Annotated in this window: 16 protein-coding genes; 7 read left to right on the top strand and 9 right to left on the bottom strand. The window is 71.8% G+C overall.

All coding sequences use genetic code 11. The features are described 5' to 3' along the window. Positions 1–291 precede the first annotated feature (291 nt). The 3 genes from Q0L11_RS01355 to Q0L11_RS01345 all read right to left on the bottom strand — a co-directional run bounded on the left by Q0L11_RS01355 (position 292) and on the right by Q0L11_RS01345 (position 1,905). Complete coding sequence (locus tag Q0L11_RS01355; RefSeq protein WP_296595047.1) at positions 292–1,053, bottom strand: DUF1080 domain-containing protein; 762 nt, start codon at positions 1,051–1,053, stop codon at positions 292–294. 2 nt (positions 1,054–1,055) lie between these two features. Further along, on the bottom strand, positions 1,056–1,466 hold the full coding sequence (locus Q0L11_RS01350; protein WP_296595046.1) for an EVE domain-containing protein: 411 nt from the start codon (positions 1,464–1,466) through the stop codon (positions 1,056–1,058). Positions 1,467–1,536: 70 nt separating this feature from the next. Then, positions 1,537–1,905: a hypothetical protein gene (locus Q0L11_RS01345; protein WP_296595045.1), complete on the bottom strand. Its 369-nt coding sequence runs from the start codon at positions 1,903–1,905 to the stop codon at positions 1,537–1,539. A 107-nt stretch (positions 1,906–2,012) separates the two neighbouring features. Here Q0L11_RS01345 and Q0L11_RS01340 point away from each other — a divergent pair, with 107 nt between their 5' ends. Beyond that, positions 2,013–2,936 (top strand): bifunctional helix-turn-helix transcriptional regulator/GNAT family N-acetyltransferase, encoded by a 924-nt coding sequence (locus Q0L11_RS01340; RefSeq protein WP_296595044.1) that lies wholly within the window; start codon positions 2,013–2,015, stop codon positions 2,934–2,936. Positions 2,937–3,083: 147 nt separating this feature from the next. Here the strand turns inward: Q0L11_RS01340 and leuB are convergent, their stop codons facing one another. The 5 genes from leuB to leuC are packed head-to-tail and all read right to left on the bottom strand — an operon-like array spanning position 3,084 to position 7,326. Beyond that, the gene (gene leuB, locus Q0L11_RS01335; RefSeq protein WP_296595043.1) at positions 3,084–4,136 is read right to left on the bottom strand and encodes a 3-isopropylmalate dehydrogenase; all 1,053 of its coding nucleotides are present in this window, start codon (positions 4,134–4,136) and stop codon (positions 3,084–3,086) included. A gap of 16 nt (positions 4,137–4,152) precedes the next feature. Beyond that, positions 4,153–4,455: a putative quinol monooxygenase gene (locus Q0L11_RS01330; protein ID WP_296595042.1), complete on the bottom strand. Its 303-nt coding sequence runs from the start codon at positions 4,453–4,455 to the stop codon at positions 4,153–4,155. Further along, positions 4,452–5,063, bottom strand: coding sequence for a 3-isopropylmalate dehydratase small subunit (gene leuD / locus Q0L11_RS01325; RefSeq protein WP_296595041.1), 612 nt, complete (start codon positions 5,061–5,063; stop codon positions 4,452–4,454). The genes Q0L11_RS01330 and leuD overlap by 4 nt, the downstream gene beginning before the upstream one ends. After that, the gene (locus Q0L11_RS01320) at positions 5,063–5,917 is read right to left on the bottom strand and encodes a VOC family protein (RefSeq protein ID WP_296595040.1); all 855 of its coding nucleotides are present in this window, start codon (positions 5,915–5,917) and stop codon (positions 5,063–5,065) included. The genes leuD and Q0L11_RS01320 overlap by 1 nt, the downstream gene beginning before the upstream one ends. After that, positions 5,914–7,326 (bottom strand): 3-isopropylmalate dehydratase large subunit, encoded by a 1,413-nt coding sequence (gene leuC, locus Q0L11_RS01315; RefSeq protein ID WP_296595039.1) that lies wholly within the window; start codon positions 7,324–7,326, stop codon positions 5,914–5,916. The genes Q0L11_RS01320 and leuC overlap by 4 nt, the downstream gene beginning before the upstream one ends. 126 nt (positions 7,327–7,452) lie before the next feature. Here leuC and Q0L11_RS01310 point away from each other — a divergent pair, with 126 nt between their 5' ends. The 6 genes from Q0L11_RS01310 (at position 7,453) to Q0L11_RS01285 (ending at position 13,730) form a co-directional block, all read left to right on the top strand. After that, positions 7,453–7,725, top strand: a complete 273-nt coding sequence (locus Q0L11_RS01310) for a hypothetical protein (protein ID WP_296595038.1) — start codon at positions 7,453–7,455, stop codon at positions 7,723–7,725. A 37-nt stretch (positions 7,726–7,762) separates the two neighbouring features. Further along, positions 7,763–8,656: a LysR family transcriptional regulator gene (locus Q0L11_RS01305; RefSeq protein WP_296595037.1), complete on the top strand. Its 894-nt coding sequence runs from the start codon at positions 7,763–7,765 to the stop codon at positions 8,654–8,656. 104 nt (positions 8,657–8,760) lie between these two features. Next, entirely contained in the window at positions 8,761–9,696 is a 936-nt protein-coding gene (locus Q0L11_RS01300; protein WP_296595036.1) for a LysR family transcriptional regulator, read from the top strand. Between the two features lie 120 nt (positions 9,697–9,816). After that, positions 9,817–11,994 carry a hypothetical protein gene (locus tag Q0L11_RS01295; protein WP_296595035.1) on the top strand — a complete coding sequence of 726 codons (2,178 nt, stop codon included), beginning with the start codon at positions 9,817–9,819 and terminating at the stop codon, positions 11,992–11,994. A 128-nt stretch (positions 11,995–12,122) separates the two neighbouring features. Then, positions 12,123–13,025: a sulfite exporter TauE/SafE family protein gene (locus tag Q0L11_RS01290; RefSeq protein ID WP_296595034.1), complete on the top strand. Its 903-nt coding sequence runs from the start codon at positions 12,123–12,125 to the stop codon at positions 13,023–13,025. 141 nt (positions 13,026–13,166) lie between these two features. Beyond that, complete coding sequence (locus Q0L11_RS01285) at positions 13,167–13,730, top strand: hypothetical protein (protein ID WP_296595033.1); 564 nt, start codon at positions 13,167–13,169, stop codon at positions 13,728–13,730. 33 nt (positions 13,731–13,763) lie between these two features. Here Q0L11_RS01285 and Q0L11_RS01280 read toward each other — a convergent pair. Continuing rightward, positions 13,764–14,273: MarC family protein (locus tag Q0L11_RS01280; RefSeq protein WP_296595032.1), on the bottom strand; the 510-nt coding region annotated here is incomplete at its 5' end.

The raw sequence follows: 14,273 nt of genomic DNA, 5'->3' as shown, positions 1-14,273 counted from the left end.
GTTGCGACATGAACGAAAGAAGAACATGCGACCCCGCGGGGAGTCAAAGTTGTTCGTGATTTTTCTTCACGTGCCCCTGTCTCCGCCCGTCATGGCCGGGCTTGACCCGGCCATCCATGCAGCCGTGGAAACCTGGCCGGCGCCCTGGAATGGATCCCCGGGTCAAGCCCGGGGATGACGAGCTGAGAGGGGGGAGCGAGACGGCCGGCGCTGTGGGGGAGGCCTGCCCTCTCGACCACGCCCTCTTCGCGGCGTGGTCTCCCCCTCCTCGGTGAGGGAGAGGAAGGGGGCTCAGTCGAGGGGCCGGACCCAGATGTTGCGGAAGCTGACGGGGCCGCCGCCGGGGTGGGCCTGGAGCTTGATCGGGGCGCGGCCGTGGGGGGCGTATTCGGGCTTGCCGATGTAGCGGGTGGGTCCGGCGAGGGCGAAATCGTTCTGGACGAGCACGCCGTTGTGGAAGGCGGTGACCTTCGCCGGGGTCTCCAGCTTGCCGTCCGTCGTGAACGTCGGCGCGGTCCAGACCACGTCGTAGGCCTGCCACTCGCCGGGCGGTCGCATGGCGTTCGCGAGGGGCGGGGCCTGTTTGTAGAGACTGGCGGCCTGGCCGTTCACGTAGGTGGCGTTGCGGTAGGAATCGAGCACCTGCAGCTCGTAGCCGGCGTCGCCGGGACCGGTGGACGCCAGGAAGACGCCGCTGTTGCCGCGGAGCTGGCCCGAGCCGGCGACGTCGGCCGGGACCTTCCACTCGATGTGGAGCTGGTAGCTGCCGAAGGCGCGCTTGGTCTCGATGTTGCCGGCGGCGAGCTTCACCACCATCGCGCCGTCCTGCACCGCCCAGCCGGCGGGGCCTTTGTCCTTCACCGAGACCCATTCGGAGAGGTCCTTGCCGTCGAAGAGGACGACGGCGTCGGACGGCGCGCCGCCGGGCTGGGCGGCCGGGGTGACCACGGGCGGCGCGGGGCCGGCCTGCTCCGTGTCTTCGGGCTTCTGGGCGCAGGCGGGGCCGGCGAGCGCCAGGGCCAGGGCGGCGAGGGCGAGGCGGGTCCACGCCATGCTCAGGCCTCGGACATCTTGAGGATCGCCGCCCATTCCTCGGGCCGCACGGGGGAGACCGAGAGCCGGCCTTGGCGGATCATCTCCAGGGACGCGAGCGCGGGGTTGGCCTTCATGTCCTTGAGGGCGACGGGCGACTTCAGTTCGCGCACCGGCGCCAGTTCGACGGCGACGAAGCGGCCGGTCGGATCCGTGGCGTCGGGGAAGGCTTCCTTGACGACCTTGGCGATGCCGACCACCGCAAGGCCCTCCTGGGAGTGGTAGTAGAGCACCTCGTCGCCCACCTTCATGGCCTTCAGGTGCAGGGCGGCGGCGTTGTTGCGCACGCCGTCCCAGACGGTCTTGCCGTCGCGCTGCAGGTCGGCGAAGGCGTACTTGGCGGGCTCGGACTTCACGAGCCAGTGGTTCCCCATGGGGCGGTCCTCCGGATGGCCGGTGGGACCATGCCCCGGCGCAGGCGGCGCGTACAGCCGCCGCCGGCGTTCAGGCCGCGGCCGGCCGGGCGTAGAGTTCGCGGACCGCCTGCAGGCCGTGCAGGATCTCGGCGCGCTCGGCGGCATAGGGCTTGCGCGAGACCATGAAGCGCCAGGCGCGCACGTGGACGGCGATCGCCTCGCGGTCGGCGGCGCCGGCGGCGATGAGGTCGTCGATCAGGCCGATCAGGCTCTTCACCACCTCGCCCGCGCCGTCGCGGCCGTCGTCGGGATAGGTCTCGACCACGTCGCGCAGAGTGCGCAGGTCGGAGGCCGGCGTGGTCTTCGGCAGAGCGGCCAGCAGGCCCTCGGCCAGGCCCAGCACGGCGGCGTCGCCGGCGCGGCGGCTGGGCTTGGGGGCGTCTTCGTCGTGGGTCATCGGATCAACGCGGACGGGTTCGCGAGGAACTATGCACGAGGCGGCTTAACGGTGGCCTACCGGCGAAGATACTTGACGCAGGCAACTATCTGGCGCCCAATCCCGGCATGAGCCAGACCGACACCGTGGCGGCCGTCCGCCGCTTCAACCGCTTCTACACCCGCGCCATCGGCGTGCTGGAGCGGGGCTACATGGGCGGGCCCTACACGCTGGCCGAGAACCGGGTGCTGTACGAGATCGCGCACGGCGGCGGGGCGGTCACGCCGGGGGCCATCGCCCAGGGCCTGGACCTGGACGCGGGATATCTCAGCCGCATGCTGGCGCGGCTGGAGCGGGACGGGCTGGTGGCGCGGGCGCGCTCGCCGAGCGACGGGCGCAGCGTGACTCTGAGCCTGACGCCGCAGGGCCAGGCGTTCTTCGCGGGGCTGAACGCGAAGACCGTCGAGCGGGTGGAGGCGCTGATCGGCGATCTGTCGGGCGCGCAGCGGGCCGAGCTGGCCGGCGCCCTGGAGACGGCGCAGGCGCTGATGGCGCCCCAGGCGGTGCGGCCGCCGATCGTGCTGCGCGGGCACCAGACCGGCGACATGGGCTGGGTGACGGAGCGCCACGGCGTGTTCTACGGCGAGACCTATGGCTGGGCGCCGCACATCGAGGCGGTGACGGCGCGGATCTGCGCGGACTTCCTGGACAACTTCGACCCGGCGCTGGAGCGCTGCTGGATCGCCGAACGCGGCGGCGAGCGGGTGGGGTCGGTGTTCGTGGTGAAGGACGCCGAGCCGGGCGTGGCGCGGTTGCGCCTGCTGATGGTGGAGGCGGCGGCGCGAGGCGAGAAGCTGGGGCGGCGGCTGGTCGACGAGTGCGTGACGTTCGCGCGGGCGGCCGGCTACCGCGAGATGGTGCTCTGGACGCACGAGGTGCTGACCGCGGCGCGGGCGATCTACGCCGCCGTGGGCTTCGAGCTCACCGACCGCTGGACGCACGAGGACTTCGGCAAGCCGGAGGTCAGCGAGACCTGGCGGCTTTCCCTCTAAGGCCTTGCGAACCCAACGCCCCCTCCACCACTTCGTGGTCCCCCTCCCCCGCTTCGCAGGGGAGGAACTTGGCGGAGACGGTCGGTTTCAGTTCCTCCCCCGTTTAACGGGGGAGGTGGCAGCGAAGCTGACGGAGGGGGCGCTGACTTAAAGCGCCTTCAGGACCGCGTCGCCCATCTGGTCGGTGGTGAGGGCGCCGCCGAGATCGCGGGTGCGGGCGCCGCTCTCCAGGGCCTTCTCCACGGCGGCGAACAGGCGGTCGGCGTCGGCCGGCCGGCCGAGGGACCAGCGCAGGGCCATCTCGAACGACAGGATCGCCGCCAGCGGGTTCGCGAGATTCTGACCGGCGATGTCGGGCGCCGAGCCGTGGATCGGCTCGTAGAGCCCCGGCGCGCCGGCCACGCCGAGGGCGGCCGAAGGCAGCATGCCGAGGGAGCCGGTGAGCTGGGCCGCCGCGTCCGACAGGATGTCGCCGAACAGGTTGTCGGTGACCATGACGTCGAACTGCTTGGGGTTCTTGACGATCTGCATGGCCGCGTTGTCGGCCAGGATGTGCTCGAGCTGGACGTCGGCGTACTCGCGCTGGTGCAGGTCGGTGACCACCCGGCGCCACAGCAGGCCGCTATCCATCACGTTGGACTTCTCGGCCGAGTGGACCTTGTTGCGGCGGCCGCGGGCCAGCTCGAACGCCACGCGGGCGACGCGCTCGATCTCGGCGGTGGTGTAGACCTGGGTGTCGACGGCGCGCTGGCCGCCGCCCGGCAGGTCCTCGATGTAGCGCGGCTCGCCGAAGTAGATGCCGCCGGTGAGCTCGCGGACGATCATGAAGTCCAGGCCCTCGACCAGCTCGCGCTTGAGGCTGGAGGCGTCGGCCAGGGGCTGGAAGCAGAGCGCGGGGCGCAGGTTGGCGAAGACCTGCATCTCGGCGCGCAGCTTGAGCAGGCCGGCCTCGGGCCGCTTGTCGCGCGGGGCGTCGGCCCACTGCGGGCCGCCGACCGCGCCCATCAGGACGGCGCGGGCGGACTTGGCGGCGGCCAGGGCCTCGTCGGTGAGCGGGACGCCGTGGGTGTCGTAGCTGATGCCGCCGAACAGGCGCTCGTCGAGGGTGAGATCCGGCGTGAGCGCCTCGGCCACGCGGCGCACCTGGCGAGTCACTTCGGGCCCGATCCCGTCGCCGGGCAGGAGCAGCAGGTCGGTCATCGGTATCCTCGGGAAGCTAGAGCGGCCGTTCGGAGGCGACCTCGTACAGGGTGAGGCGGCGGTCCGAAACCCCGAACTGGGGCCAGGCCGCGCGCCAGGCGGCCATGTGCGGCGCCTGGAAGTGCGCCTGCAGGGCGGCCTCGTCGCGCCAGGCCTCGAACACGCGGACCAGGCCGGGGTCCTGGACGTCGACGGCGTAGGAATAGGTGAGGCAGCCGTCCTCGGCCCGGCTGGCGCTCAGCATGGCGTCCATGTGCGGCCGGAAAGCCTCGACGTTCTCCGGCGGGACGCGGACCGTGCCGGCGATGACGACGCTCACGCGCCCTCCAGCCAGGGCTGGGCCAGGGCGCGCTTCTGCTCGTAGAGGTCGATGGACGGAGCGGCCTGGAGGGTCTCGCCGATGGCGTCGAGGCCGCGCAGCATCTTGGCCTTGCGGTTGGGGTCGATCTCGAACCTGAACACCGCGCCGGACGGCGAGGTGACGGTCTGGGCCTCCAGGTCGATGGACGTGACGTGGTTGCCGCCGCGGGCCTCGTCCATGAGCTGCTGCACCTCCTCGGCCTTGAGCACGACGGGCAGCAGGCCGTTCTGGAAGCAGTTGTTGTAGAAAATGTCCGCGAAGCTGGTGGAGATCACGGCCTTGATGCCGAAGTCCATCAGCGCCCAGGGCGCGTGCTCGCGCGAGGAGCCGCAACCGAAGTTGTCGCCGGTGATCAGGACGCCCGCGCCCTTGTAGGCCGGCTGGTTCAGCACGAAGTCGGGGTTCTCGCGGCCCTGCTCGTCGGTGCGGTATTCGTAGAACAGGCCCTTGGCCAGGCCCTTGCGCTCCACCGTCTTCAGGAACTGCTTGGGGATGATCTGGTCGGTGTCGATGTTGGCCAGCGGCAGGGGCGCGGCCTTGGCGTCGAGGCGGGTGAAGGCTTCCATCAGGTCGTTTCCAGGGCAGGTTCGGCGCTGAGCAGGATCGTCGGCACGCCGGCGGGGGCGTTGCGGACGGTGAAGACGTGGGTGCCAGGCTTGCGGCCCGTGCGGACTTCCGAGACGTCGAAGCCGGCGGCGGCGATGCGGGCCTGGGCGGCGTGGGGCTCGGCCACGCGCCAGGCCAGGCCGCCCGAGCGGTCGGGCTCGTCGGTGGGGGCGGCGCCGATCCGCGCGCCCATCTCGATCACGGTCCCGCCGACCTTGAAGAAGAGCTGGCGGGCGTTCCACTTCGGGTTCTCGCGGTCGAGCCGCAGGTCGAGGCCCAGCTTGGCGCCGTAGATGGCCAGCGCGCGGTCGACGTTGGGCGTCATGACGACCACATGGTCGAGCTGGGTGACCGGCGCAGGGCCGGACGCCGGGGCCAGCGGCCAGGGCGGCGAAGTCTCGGCCATCAGCAGCAGGCGCAGGCCGCCGGTGGCGGCGGGATCCAGGCGGCTGGCCTGCCAGTCGCGGACCGCGCCGTCGGCGGCGGTGGTCTGCACAGGCGCGGGGTCGCTGGCCGGGATGCCGCGGCGGTTCAGCAGCTTCACGTCGCCGGCGAGGTCGTTGCTGGCGAAGGCCAGGGCCCAGAGGCCTTCTCCCGTGGCGTCGAGATGGGCGCGCACGCCGTCGGCGAAGGCGCCCTCGCCCTCGGGGGCGATCAGGTCGAGCGCCATGTTCGGGAACTGGAACCAGGCCTGGCGCACGCCGCCGCCCCGGCCGATCCAGTCGGGCGTGACGCCCAGCAGGCGCGCATAGCCGTCGATGGCCGCGTCGAGGTCGCGGACCACATAGGCGACGTGGTCCAGGCCCGTGATCACTTCAGGAAGTCCCGGACGTCGGCGATGTGGCCGGCGATGGCGGCGGCGGCGGCCATGGCGGGGCTCATCAGGTGGGTGCGCCCGCCGCGGCCCTGGCGGCCCTCGAAGTTGCGGTTCGAGGTGGAGGCGCTGCGCTGGCCAGGGGTCAGCTTGTCGGGGTTCATGCCGAGGCACATCGAGCAGCCCGGCTCGCGCCACTCGAAGCCGGCGGCCTTGAACACCTCGTCCAGGCCTTCCTCTTCCGCCTGGGCGGCGACGAGGCCCGAGCCCGGCACGACCATGGCGCGGACGCCCTCGGCCACGCGCCGGCCCTCGGCGATGGCCGCGGCGGCGCGCAGGTCCTCGATGCGGCTGTTGGTGCAGGAGCCGATGAACACCACGTCGACCTTGGCGTCGGTGATCTTCTGGCCCGCCGTCAGGCCCATGTACTCCAGCGCCCGGGCGGCCGAGGCGCGCTTGTCGGGGGTGTCGAAGCTGTCTGGCGAGGGGACCACGCCGGTGATCGGGATCACGTCCTCGGGGCTGGTGCCCCAGGTGACCGACGGGGCGATCGTGGCGGCGTCGAGGACGATCTCGCGGTCGAAGACGGCGTCCTCGTCGGTGAAGAAGGTCTTCCAGTAGGAGAGGGCCATCTCCCAGGCCCCGCCCTTGGGCGCGGCGGGCCGGCCCTTGATGTATTCGAAGGTCGTCTCATCGGGGGCGACCAGGCCCGCGCGGGCGCCGCCCTCGATGGTCAGGTTGCAGAGGGTCATGCGGCCCTCCATCGACAGGGCGCGGACGGCCGAGCCGGCGTATTCGATCACGTAGCCGGTGCCGCCCGCTGTGCCGATCTCGCCGATGACGGCGAGGGCGTAGTCCTTGGCGCCGACGCCGGGGGCGGGCTCGCCCTCGATGCGGACGCGGAAGTTCTTCGCCTTCTTCTGGCGCAGGGTCTGGGTGGCCAGCACGTGCTCGACCTCGGACGTGCCGATGCCGTGCGCCAGGGCGCCGAACGCGCCGTGGGTGGAGGTGTGGCTGTCGCCGCAGACGATGGTCATGCCCGGCTGGGTGCGGCCCTGCTCGGGGCCCACCACGTGGACGATGCCGTTGCGGATGTCGCCCATCGGGAAGTACTCGATGCCGTACTCGGCGACGTTCTTGCCCAGGGTCTGGAGCTGCAGGCGCGCCTCCTCGTCGGCGACGGCGTCGACGCCCAGGGCCTGACCCTCGGTCGGCACGTTGTGGTCGGCCACCGCGAGCGTGCGGTCGGGGCGGCGCACGCCCCGGCGGTTGGCGCGAAGCCCGGCGAAGGCCTGGGGCGTGGTGACCTCGTGGATGAGGTGCAGGTCGATGTAGAGGATGGACTCGCCGTCCTGCGTGTCGACGACGTGTGCGTCCCAGATCTTGTCGTAGAGGGTCTTGCCGGCCATGGCGGTGCATGTAGGTCCGCGAGGGCGGGCGCGTCTAGTGCTGCGACGCATCAATTCATTAGAATACTAAGTATATCGACAGCGAAGGGGCCTTCAGAGTTTTTCCGGATCGGGGAATATGGGGGCATGGACGCTGCGCCGGTCGGGGTTTTCGTGGTCACGCTCGACGCGTTCGAGGCGGGCAAGGGGTTGACCGTCCTCGCCTTCGTCCGCGCGCAGGAGGAAGCCGAGGCCGCGGAGATCGCCATCCGCGAGACCCTGCGCGACGGTTTTTCGCAGCCCAAGGTGCTGCGCATGGCCGAGGTGATCGACGCCGGCGCCATGCCCGAGGACTTCCGCGACGCGATGGCCGGCGCGCTGCGCTACGGAAGCTGGCTGATCGCCTACGACGCGCCGTGATTTCCAGCAGCGGCCGAATGGAGCTATGCCTTTGCGCATGGCCGGAAAGCTGGACTGGGACCTTCTGCAGAGCCTGCACGCCGTTCTGGAGGCGGGCAGCTTCTCGGCGGCGGCGCGCCTGCGCCGGCTGACGCAGCCTACGCTGGGGCGGCACATCGACCAGCTCGAACGGCAACTCGGGGCGCCCCTGTTCCTGCGCAGCCCGCGGGGCCTCAGGCCCACGGACCTGGCGCTGGCCTTCCGTCCCCACCTGGCCGACATGGCCGCGGCCTCCGAGGCTGCCGGGCGCGACGCCTCGGGCGTGGCCAGCGGGGAGGGCGGCGTGGTGCGGGTGGCGGCCAGCGACGTCATCGGTATCGAGGTGCTGCCGTCCATCCTGACCAGCTTCCGCCGGAAGCACCCGGGCGTGGACGTCGAGCTGGCCCTCTCCAACAAGATCGAGGACCTGACCCGGCGCGACGCCGACATCGCCGTGCGGATGCAGCGGCCGACCCAGAACAGCCTGGTGGCAAAGAAGGTCGGCGAACTCACCATCGGCTTCCACGCCACCGCCGAGTACCTGGAGCGGCGCGGGACGCCGACGACATTCGAGGAACTGGTCGGCCACAACCTGATCGGCTTCGACCGCGACCTGCCCGAGCTGGTCAACGAGCTGGCGATCGGCCGGCCCATCACCCGCGACCTCTTCGCCCTGCGCACCGACAACGACGTGGCGCAGCTCGCCGCCCTGCGCGCGGGCTTCGGCATCGGGGCCTGCCAGAAGCAGATCGGCCGGCGCTTCGGCCTGGTCCCGGTGATGGCTGACGTGTTCTCGTTCAAGCTCGAAATCTGGATCTGCATGCACGAGACGCTGCGCGGCAGCCCCCGGATGCGCCTGATGTTCGACCACCTGGCCGAGGAACTGGGCGCCTACGCCGCCGTGACCGATTGAGGGCGCGCACAACGCGGGTCTGCAATATTGCGGAAGCGTGACGTCGCTAGGTTGTGCTGGTCCGCTTCCAGCGCGGGCGGGCCACCTGCCGGGACGCCAGGGCGATGCCATCCGCCGATCTCAGCCGCCTGACGGCCTTCGTAGCCGTCGCCGAACGGGGCAGTTTCGCCCGCGCGGCGGGCCAGCTTGGTCGCACAACTTCTACGATTAGTCATGCGATCAAGGCGCTCGAGGACGAGCTGAAGATCCGGCTGCTGAACCGCACGACGCGAAGCGTGACCCTGACCGAGGCCGGCGAGCGGCTGCTGACCCGCGTGCGGCCGATCCTGGCCGACCTGGGCGACGCCCTGGGCTCGCTGGACGACTTCCGCGACGAGCCGCGCGGGCGGCTGCGGCTGTCGGTGTCGAGCCTGGGGCTGGAGATGGTGGTCTCGCGCATCCTGCCCGGCTTCGCCAAGGCCTATCCCGACGTGACGCTGGAGGCGGTGGTGGACAATGAGACCGGCGAGCTGGTCGAGGGGCGGGAGGACGCTGGGGTGAGGGGCCTGGCCCTCATTCCGCAGGACATGATCAGCGTCAGGGTCAGCCCGCCGGGCCGGCAGGTGGCGGTGGCCTCGCCCGACTACCTGCGCCGGCATGGGACGCCGCGGCGGCTGGCGGACCTCGGCGCGCACCGCTGCGTGCAGTTCCGGCTGGGCTCGGGGGCCATCTACCGCTGGGAGTTCCAGGACGGCGGCCGGCGGGTGGAGATCCCGGTGAACGGGGCGCTGGTCACCGACAACATGGAGGTGGTGCTGCGCGCCGCCCTGGACGGGGTGGCCATCGCCTATACCAACGAGGCCCACGCCCAGCCGCACCTGGACGCCGGACGGCTGAAGATCGTGCTGGAGCACAACGCCCTGCCCTTCGACGGCTGGCACCTCTACTACCCCAGCCGCCGCAACATGACCGGACCGCTGCGGGCGCTGGTGGAATATGTGCGCCGGCCGGAGGTCATCGCGATGCTGGCGGATCGCCGGCCGGAGCCGGTGGCGGCGTAGGCGCCGCATCGGGCAGACCGCCCGCCGCATGCGAGTTGCATAAAAACGTTACAATCCTACCGTAGTGGTCCTGGGCGCGGGCAACTCGGGGCAATTCTCCGAGTCTGGGTGGAGTCGGGCTTGTTCGACGGCGGCCGAGTGGCGGCAAGGCCGCGCATGGGTGTGGCGTACCTCCTTCGCGTGGCGCGGACCGAATGGCTGCTGGTCGCCGCGCTGGCGCTGGCGACCCTGTACGCGGCCGCTGGCTGGACCCCGAGCAACTACGGCTCGGCGACGCAGGCCCTCGCCGTCCCTCGGGCGGGGCCGGTGGCCGGCAAGGCGCGAAACGTCCGGTCCGACGACTGGGCCGTGGCCACACCCTATTTCCAGATCGCCGTCGCCAACGACCTCGGTCCGCGCGACGAGATTTCGCCCTACCGCGAGCCGCTCAAGGCCGTTTTCGCGTTGCCGTCACGCGATTGGAGCATGGCGTTCAAGCCCGACCTTTGGGCTTTCCTGGTCGTCGATCCGGCGCATGCCTTCTCGATCCACTTCGCGACGCTGTCCCTGGCCTTCGTGGCGGGCTTCGCGCTCCTGTTCCGGCGCCTGGGGTGCAGCCGCGGCTACGCCTTCGCCGTGGCCTCGATCCTGTTCTTCTCGCAGTTCGTGCAGGTCTGGTGGTCCAGCAACGCGCCGGTGCTGGCGTGGGCGCCGTGGCCCGTGCTGGCCTACCTGTGGCGTGGGCCGTGGTGGGCGCGGCTTCCGGCCATCGCCTACGCCACCGCCGTCTGGCTGATCGGCCAGCTCTATCCGCCGTTCATCCTCGCGGCCGGCCTGGCGTTCGCGGTGCTGTTCGCGGCCTTCCGGCCGGAGGTCCTGCCGCCGGCGCGCCTGGCGCCTGGGCTGGCGGCAGCCGCCCTCGGCGCGGCCGTGGCCTGGCTGCACTACCGCGACCTGATCCCGCTGATGGCGCAGACGGCCTATCCCGGACAGCGGCTCTCGGACGGGGGCGGGTTCCCGCCGGCCTGGCTGGCGGCGCACGTGCTGCCGTACGTCGCGACCCAGGGGTTCCAGCCGCTGAAGCTGTGGAACACGAACGCCTGCGAGGTGGGGGTGGTGGGCTCGCTGCTGCCGCTGGCGGTGCTTGTCTTCTGCGACCACCGCGCCCTCGCCGCCTGGGCGCGCGCGCGGCCGGTGGCGATCGGCGCCTGGCTCGCGGGCCTTCTCCTCGTGCTCGCCTGGATGCTGGCGCCGATCCCGGCCGAGGCCGCGCCGTTGCTCAACCGCGTGCCGCCCTACCGGCTGGCGTGGGGCAGCGGCCTCTTGATCCTGGGCGGGTTCGCGGTCGCCGGCGCGGCGGCGCCCTGGCGCGATACGCCGCTTCGACGGAGCGTCTTCCTGGGCCTGCTGGTGCTCGCCTGGGCGGCGTCGAAGCTGGTCCTTGCGGACCAGCCCCTGGAGCTGGACGGCTTCGACCTGGCCGCGCCGCTGATCGTGCTGGTCGCGCTCTTCGCGCGCCGGTTCGCGCCGCGGGCGCTGCCGCCGCGGCGGGCGGTGCTGATCGCCGTCGCGGCGTGCGCCTACCTGACCTTCGGCCAGTTCAACCCGGTGCAGCCGGCGTCGCGCATCTTCGCCGACCGGCCGGGCGTCGTGCTGGAGGTGATGCGGCGGTACGCCGAGACCAATCCGCACGGCTGGGCGGTGGCGCCTATCCATTATGGCGCAGCGGTCAACGGGCGCGGCGTGCCGGCGATCAACCACGTCCTGCTGCAGCCGCAGCTCGCCTTCTTCCGGCGGGCCTATCCCGACATGCCGCAGGCGGCGTTCGACCACACCTTCAACCGCTACGCCCACATCCTGCCGAAGCCGCGGTGGGCGCCGTTCGTCGTGCAGGAGGACCTGGTAGAGGTCCCGGCCGACCCGTTCGCCACGCCGCTCCGTGTCGAGATCGGCGCGCCCGCGGCGCTGTCCCGGCTGGGCGAGGTCGACCGGTTCGAGGCGGTCGCGCTGGGACCGTCCCGATGGGGCGTGGTGCTCGGCGGCTGGGCCGACTGGCTGGGGGTCGCGGAGGGCCAGGCCTTGCGGCTGCAGATCGACCCCGGCGTGGGGCGGATCGTCGAGGCCCGCGGCTACCGGCTGGCGCGGCCCGACGTGGCGGCGGCGCGGCGCGACGCGCGGCTGTTCGCCAACGGTTTCGGCGCCCGGCTGGTGGTGGAGACGCACACGCCGGCCGCGCCGGGCGTGGAAGCCTTCCAGCTCCAGTCGTCGGACCCGGCCGCGGGGGTCCACCGCCTGATCGTGGCGCTCAAGACGCCCTAGCGCCGCGCTCGGGCGGGCGCGGCGGAGGCAGGCGCGGAAAGTTGCGCCGACCGGCGCGGTCGCCCCTTAACGCCCGGCTCGGGTTGAGGGAGGCTGGGGCGTGTCCGTCACGGGCCGGGGGGCCGCCGTTGAAAACTTCCGAGCCAATCGCCGGCGTCCTCGCCGGGTTGCCGGTGAGCGCCGTGATCCTGGCCGTGCTGGCGATGCTGGCGCTGGCGTTCGCGGCGCAGTGGTATCGCATCGAGCGGGCGCGGCGGGGGGAGGGCGGGACCTGGCGTCCGCGGCTCGTCGACCTGGCGATCGGCGCGGTGGCCAACTTCTTCGACACCCTGGGCGTCGGCTCGTTCGCCCCGACCACGGCGGCGTTCAGGCTGTTGCGCCGCGTGCCCGACGAGCAGATCCCCGGGACGCTGAACGCGGGCCATGCGCTGCCCACCGTGGCCCAGGCGCTGATCTTCATCGCGGTGGTGGATGTGGAGCCGCTGACGCTGGTGAGCATGATCGCCGCCGCGGTCGCTGGAGCCTGGATCGGCGTCGGCTTTGTCGCGCGGGCCCCGCGGCGGACGATCCAGGTGGCGATGGGCGCGGCGCTGCTGGTCGCTGCGGGCCTCTTCCTGTCGGCGGTCCTGGGGCTGACGCCCGGCGGCGGCGAGGCCCGGGGGCTCTCGGGCGGGGCGCTGGCGTTCGCGGTGGCGGCGAACTTCGTGCTGGGGGCGCTGATGATGCTGGGCGTCGGGCTCTATGCGCCGTGCCTGATCCTGGTGAGCCTCTTGGGAATGAGCCCACTGGTGGCCTTTCCGATCATGATGGGCTCGTGCGCCTTCCTTATGCCGGTGGGCGGCTCGCGCTTCGTGGCGAGCGGCCGCTACAGCCTGCCGGCCGCGCTGGGCCTGACGCTGGGCGGGCTGCCCGCCGTGCTGGTCGCCGCCTATCTGGTGAAGTCGCTGCCGCTGGACGGTCTGCGCATGCTGGTGATCGCGGTGGTGGTCTACACCGGCGCCGGCATGCTGTGGTCGGCGCGGCGCGGCTGAGCGCCCGACTGTTCGACGGCGTCGAACGGGGCTGTCGATGGCGGCCCGCTACCGGGAGCGGCCCCGCGCCCCTAGCCTTGCGGCGTGATCGTCGGGCGTAGCTTTGTCTGGATGCATTTCCCCAAGACGGGGGGACATGCGGTGGAGGCCGCCATCCGCCATGCCGGACGGGGCCGGGACGACATCGTCTACGACGTGGCCGGGGCGGACGACCACCGCTGGCACGACTCGGTCGCCGAGCGGCAGGCGCAGGAACGCAGCTTCGACCCCGGCGACAAGCGGATCATCTCGGGCATCCGCCGCCTGCCGTGGTGGGTGCTGAGCCGGATCCACTACGAGGCGGCGCGCCCGCCGCACCGCTGCGCCACCCGCGAGATGCTGTGCCGAGGGCAGTTCTACGAGCGGGACGGCGGGATCAACCACGCGGACGCCCAGGTGGGCCGGCTGTCGACCCAGACCATCCACGGCTGGGTGCGGCTGGAGCACCTGGCCGAGGACTTCGTGGACCAGTTCGAGGGGCTACTGGGCCCGCGCGTGCGCTCGGCCGCCCAGAGGCTGCGCAAGGTCGTGAACCCCACGACCCTCGACTACGTGAAGTCGCTGGACTTCTACTTCACGCCCGGCGAGCTGGCGGGCCTCTACGAGGCCAACCCGATCTGGGCCCACATGGAGCGGCAGGTCTACGGCGACCTCCTGCGGCTGTAGGGCTAGACTGCCGGGCGATGCGGCGGATTGCGCTCAGTGTCCGTAAGGGTTGGCGACGCCGGGGCGGATGAAGCCGCTGGTGCTCTCGGCGAAGCCCGCCAGGATGAACTGGATCGCCAGGGCGCACAGGATCAGGCCCAGCACCCGCACCACGATGGTGAGGCCGATGCGGCCGAGGATCTTCGTGAGGATGGGCGTGGCCAGGAACGACAGCAGCGTCGCGACCGCCACGGCGCCGATCACGCCCACCCCGACGGCGGCCCCCTGGAGTCCGAAGACGCGGGCCTGGCTGGCGTAGATGACGACGGTGGAGATCGCGCCCGGCCCGATCAGCAGCGGCATGGCGAACGGCACGATCATCCGCTCGAACCGCTTGCGGGCGAAGGCGCGGCCCTCGCCCACCGGGGCGTCGGCGGCCTCGGCGTAGGTGGCGGTGAAGTCGTCGCGGGCCATTTCGAGCCCGAGCAGGAAGAGGATCACGCCCCCCGCGATCCGGAAGGCCGGCAGCGAGATGCCGAAGAACTCCAGCAGGCTGAGGCCCGA

Source organism: Phenylobacterium sp., from assembly GCF_024508875.1.
Classification (GTDB): domain Bacteria; phylum Pseudomonadota; class Alphaproteobacteria; order Caulobacterales; family Caulobacteraceae; genus Phenylobacterium.
This window is presented reverse-complemented; position numbering and strand designations above follow the sequence as displayed.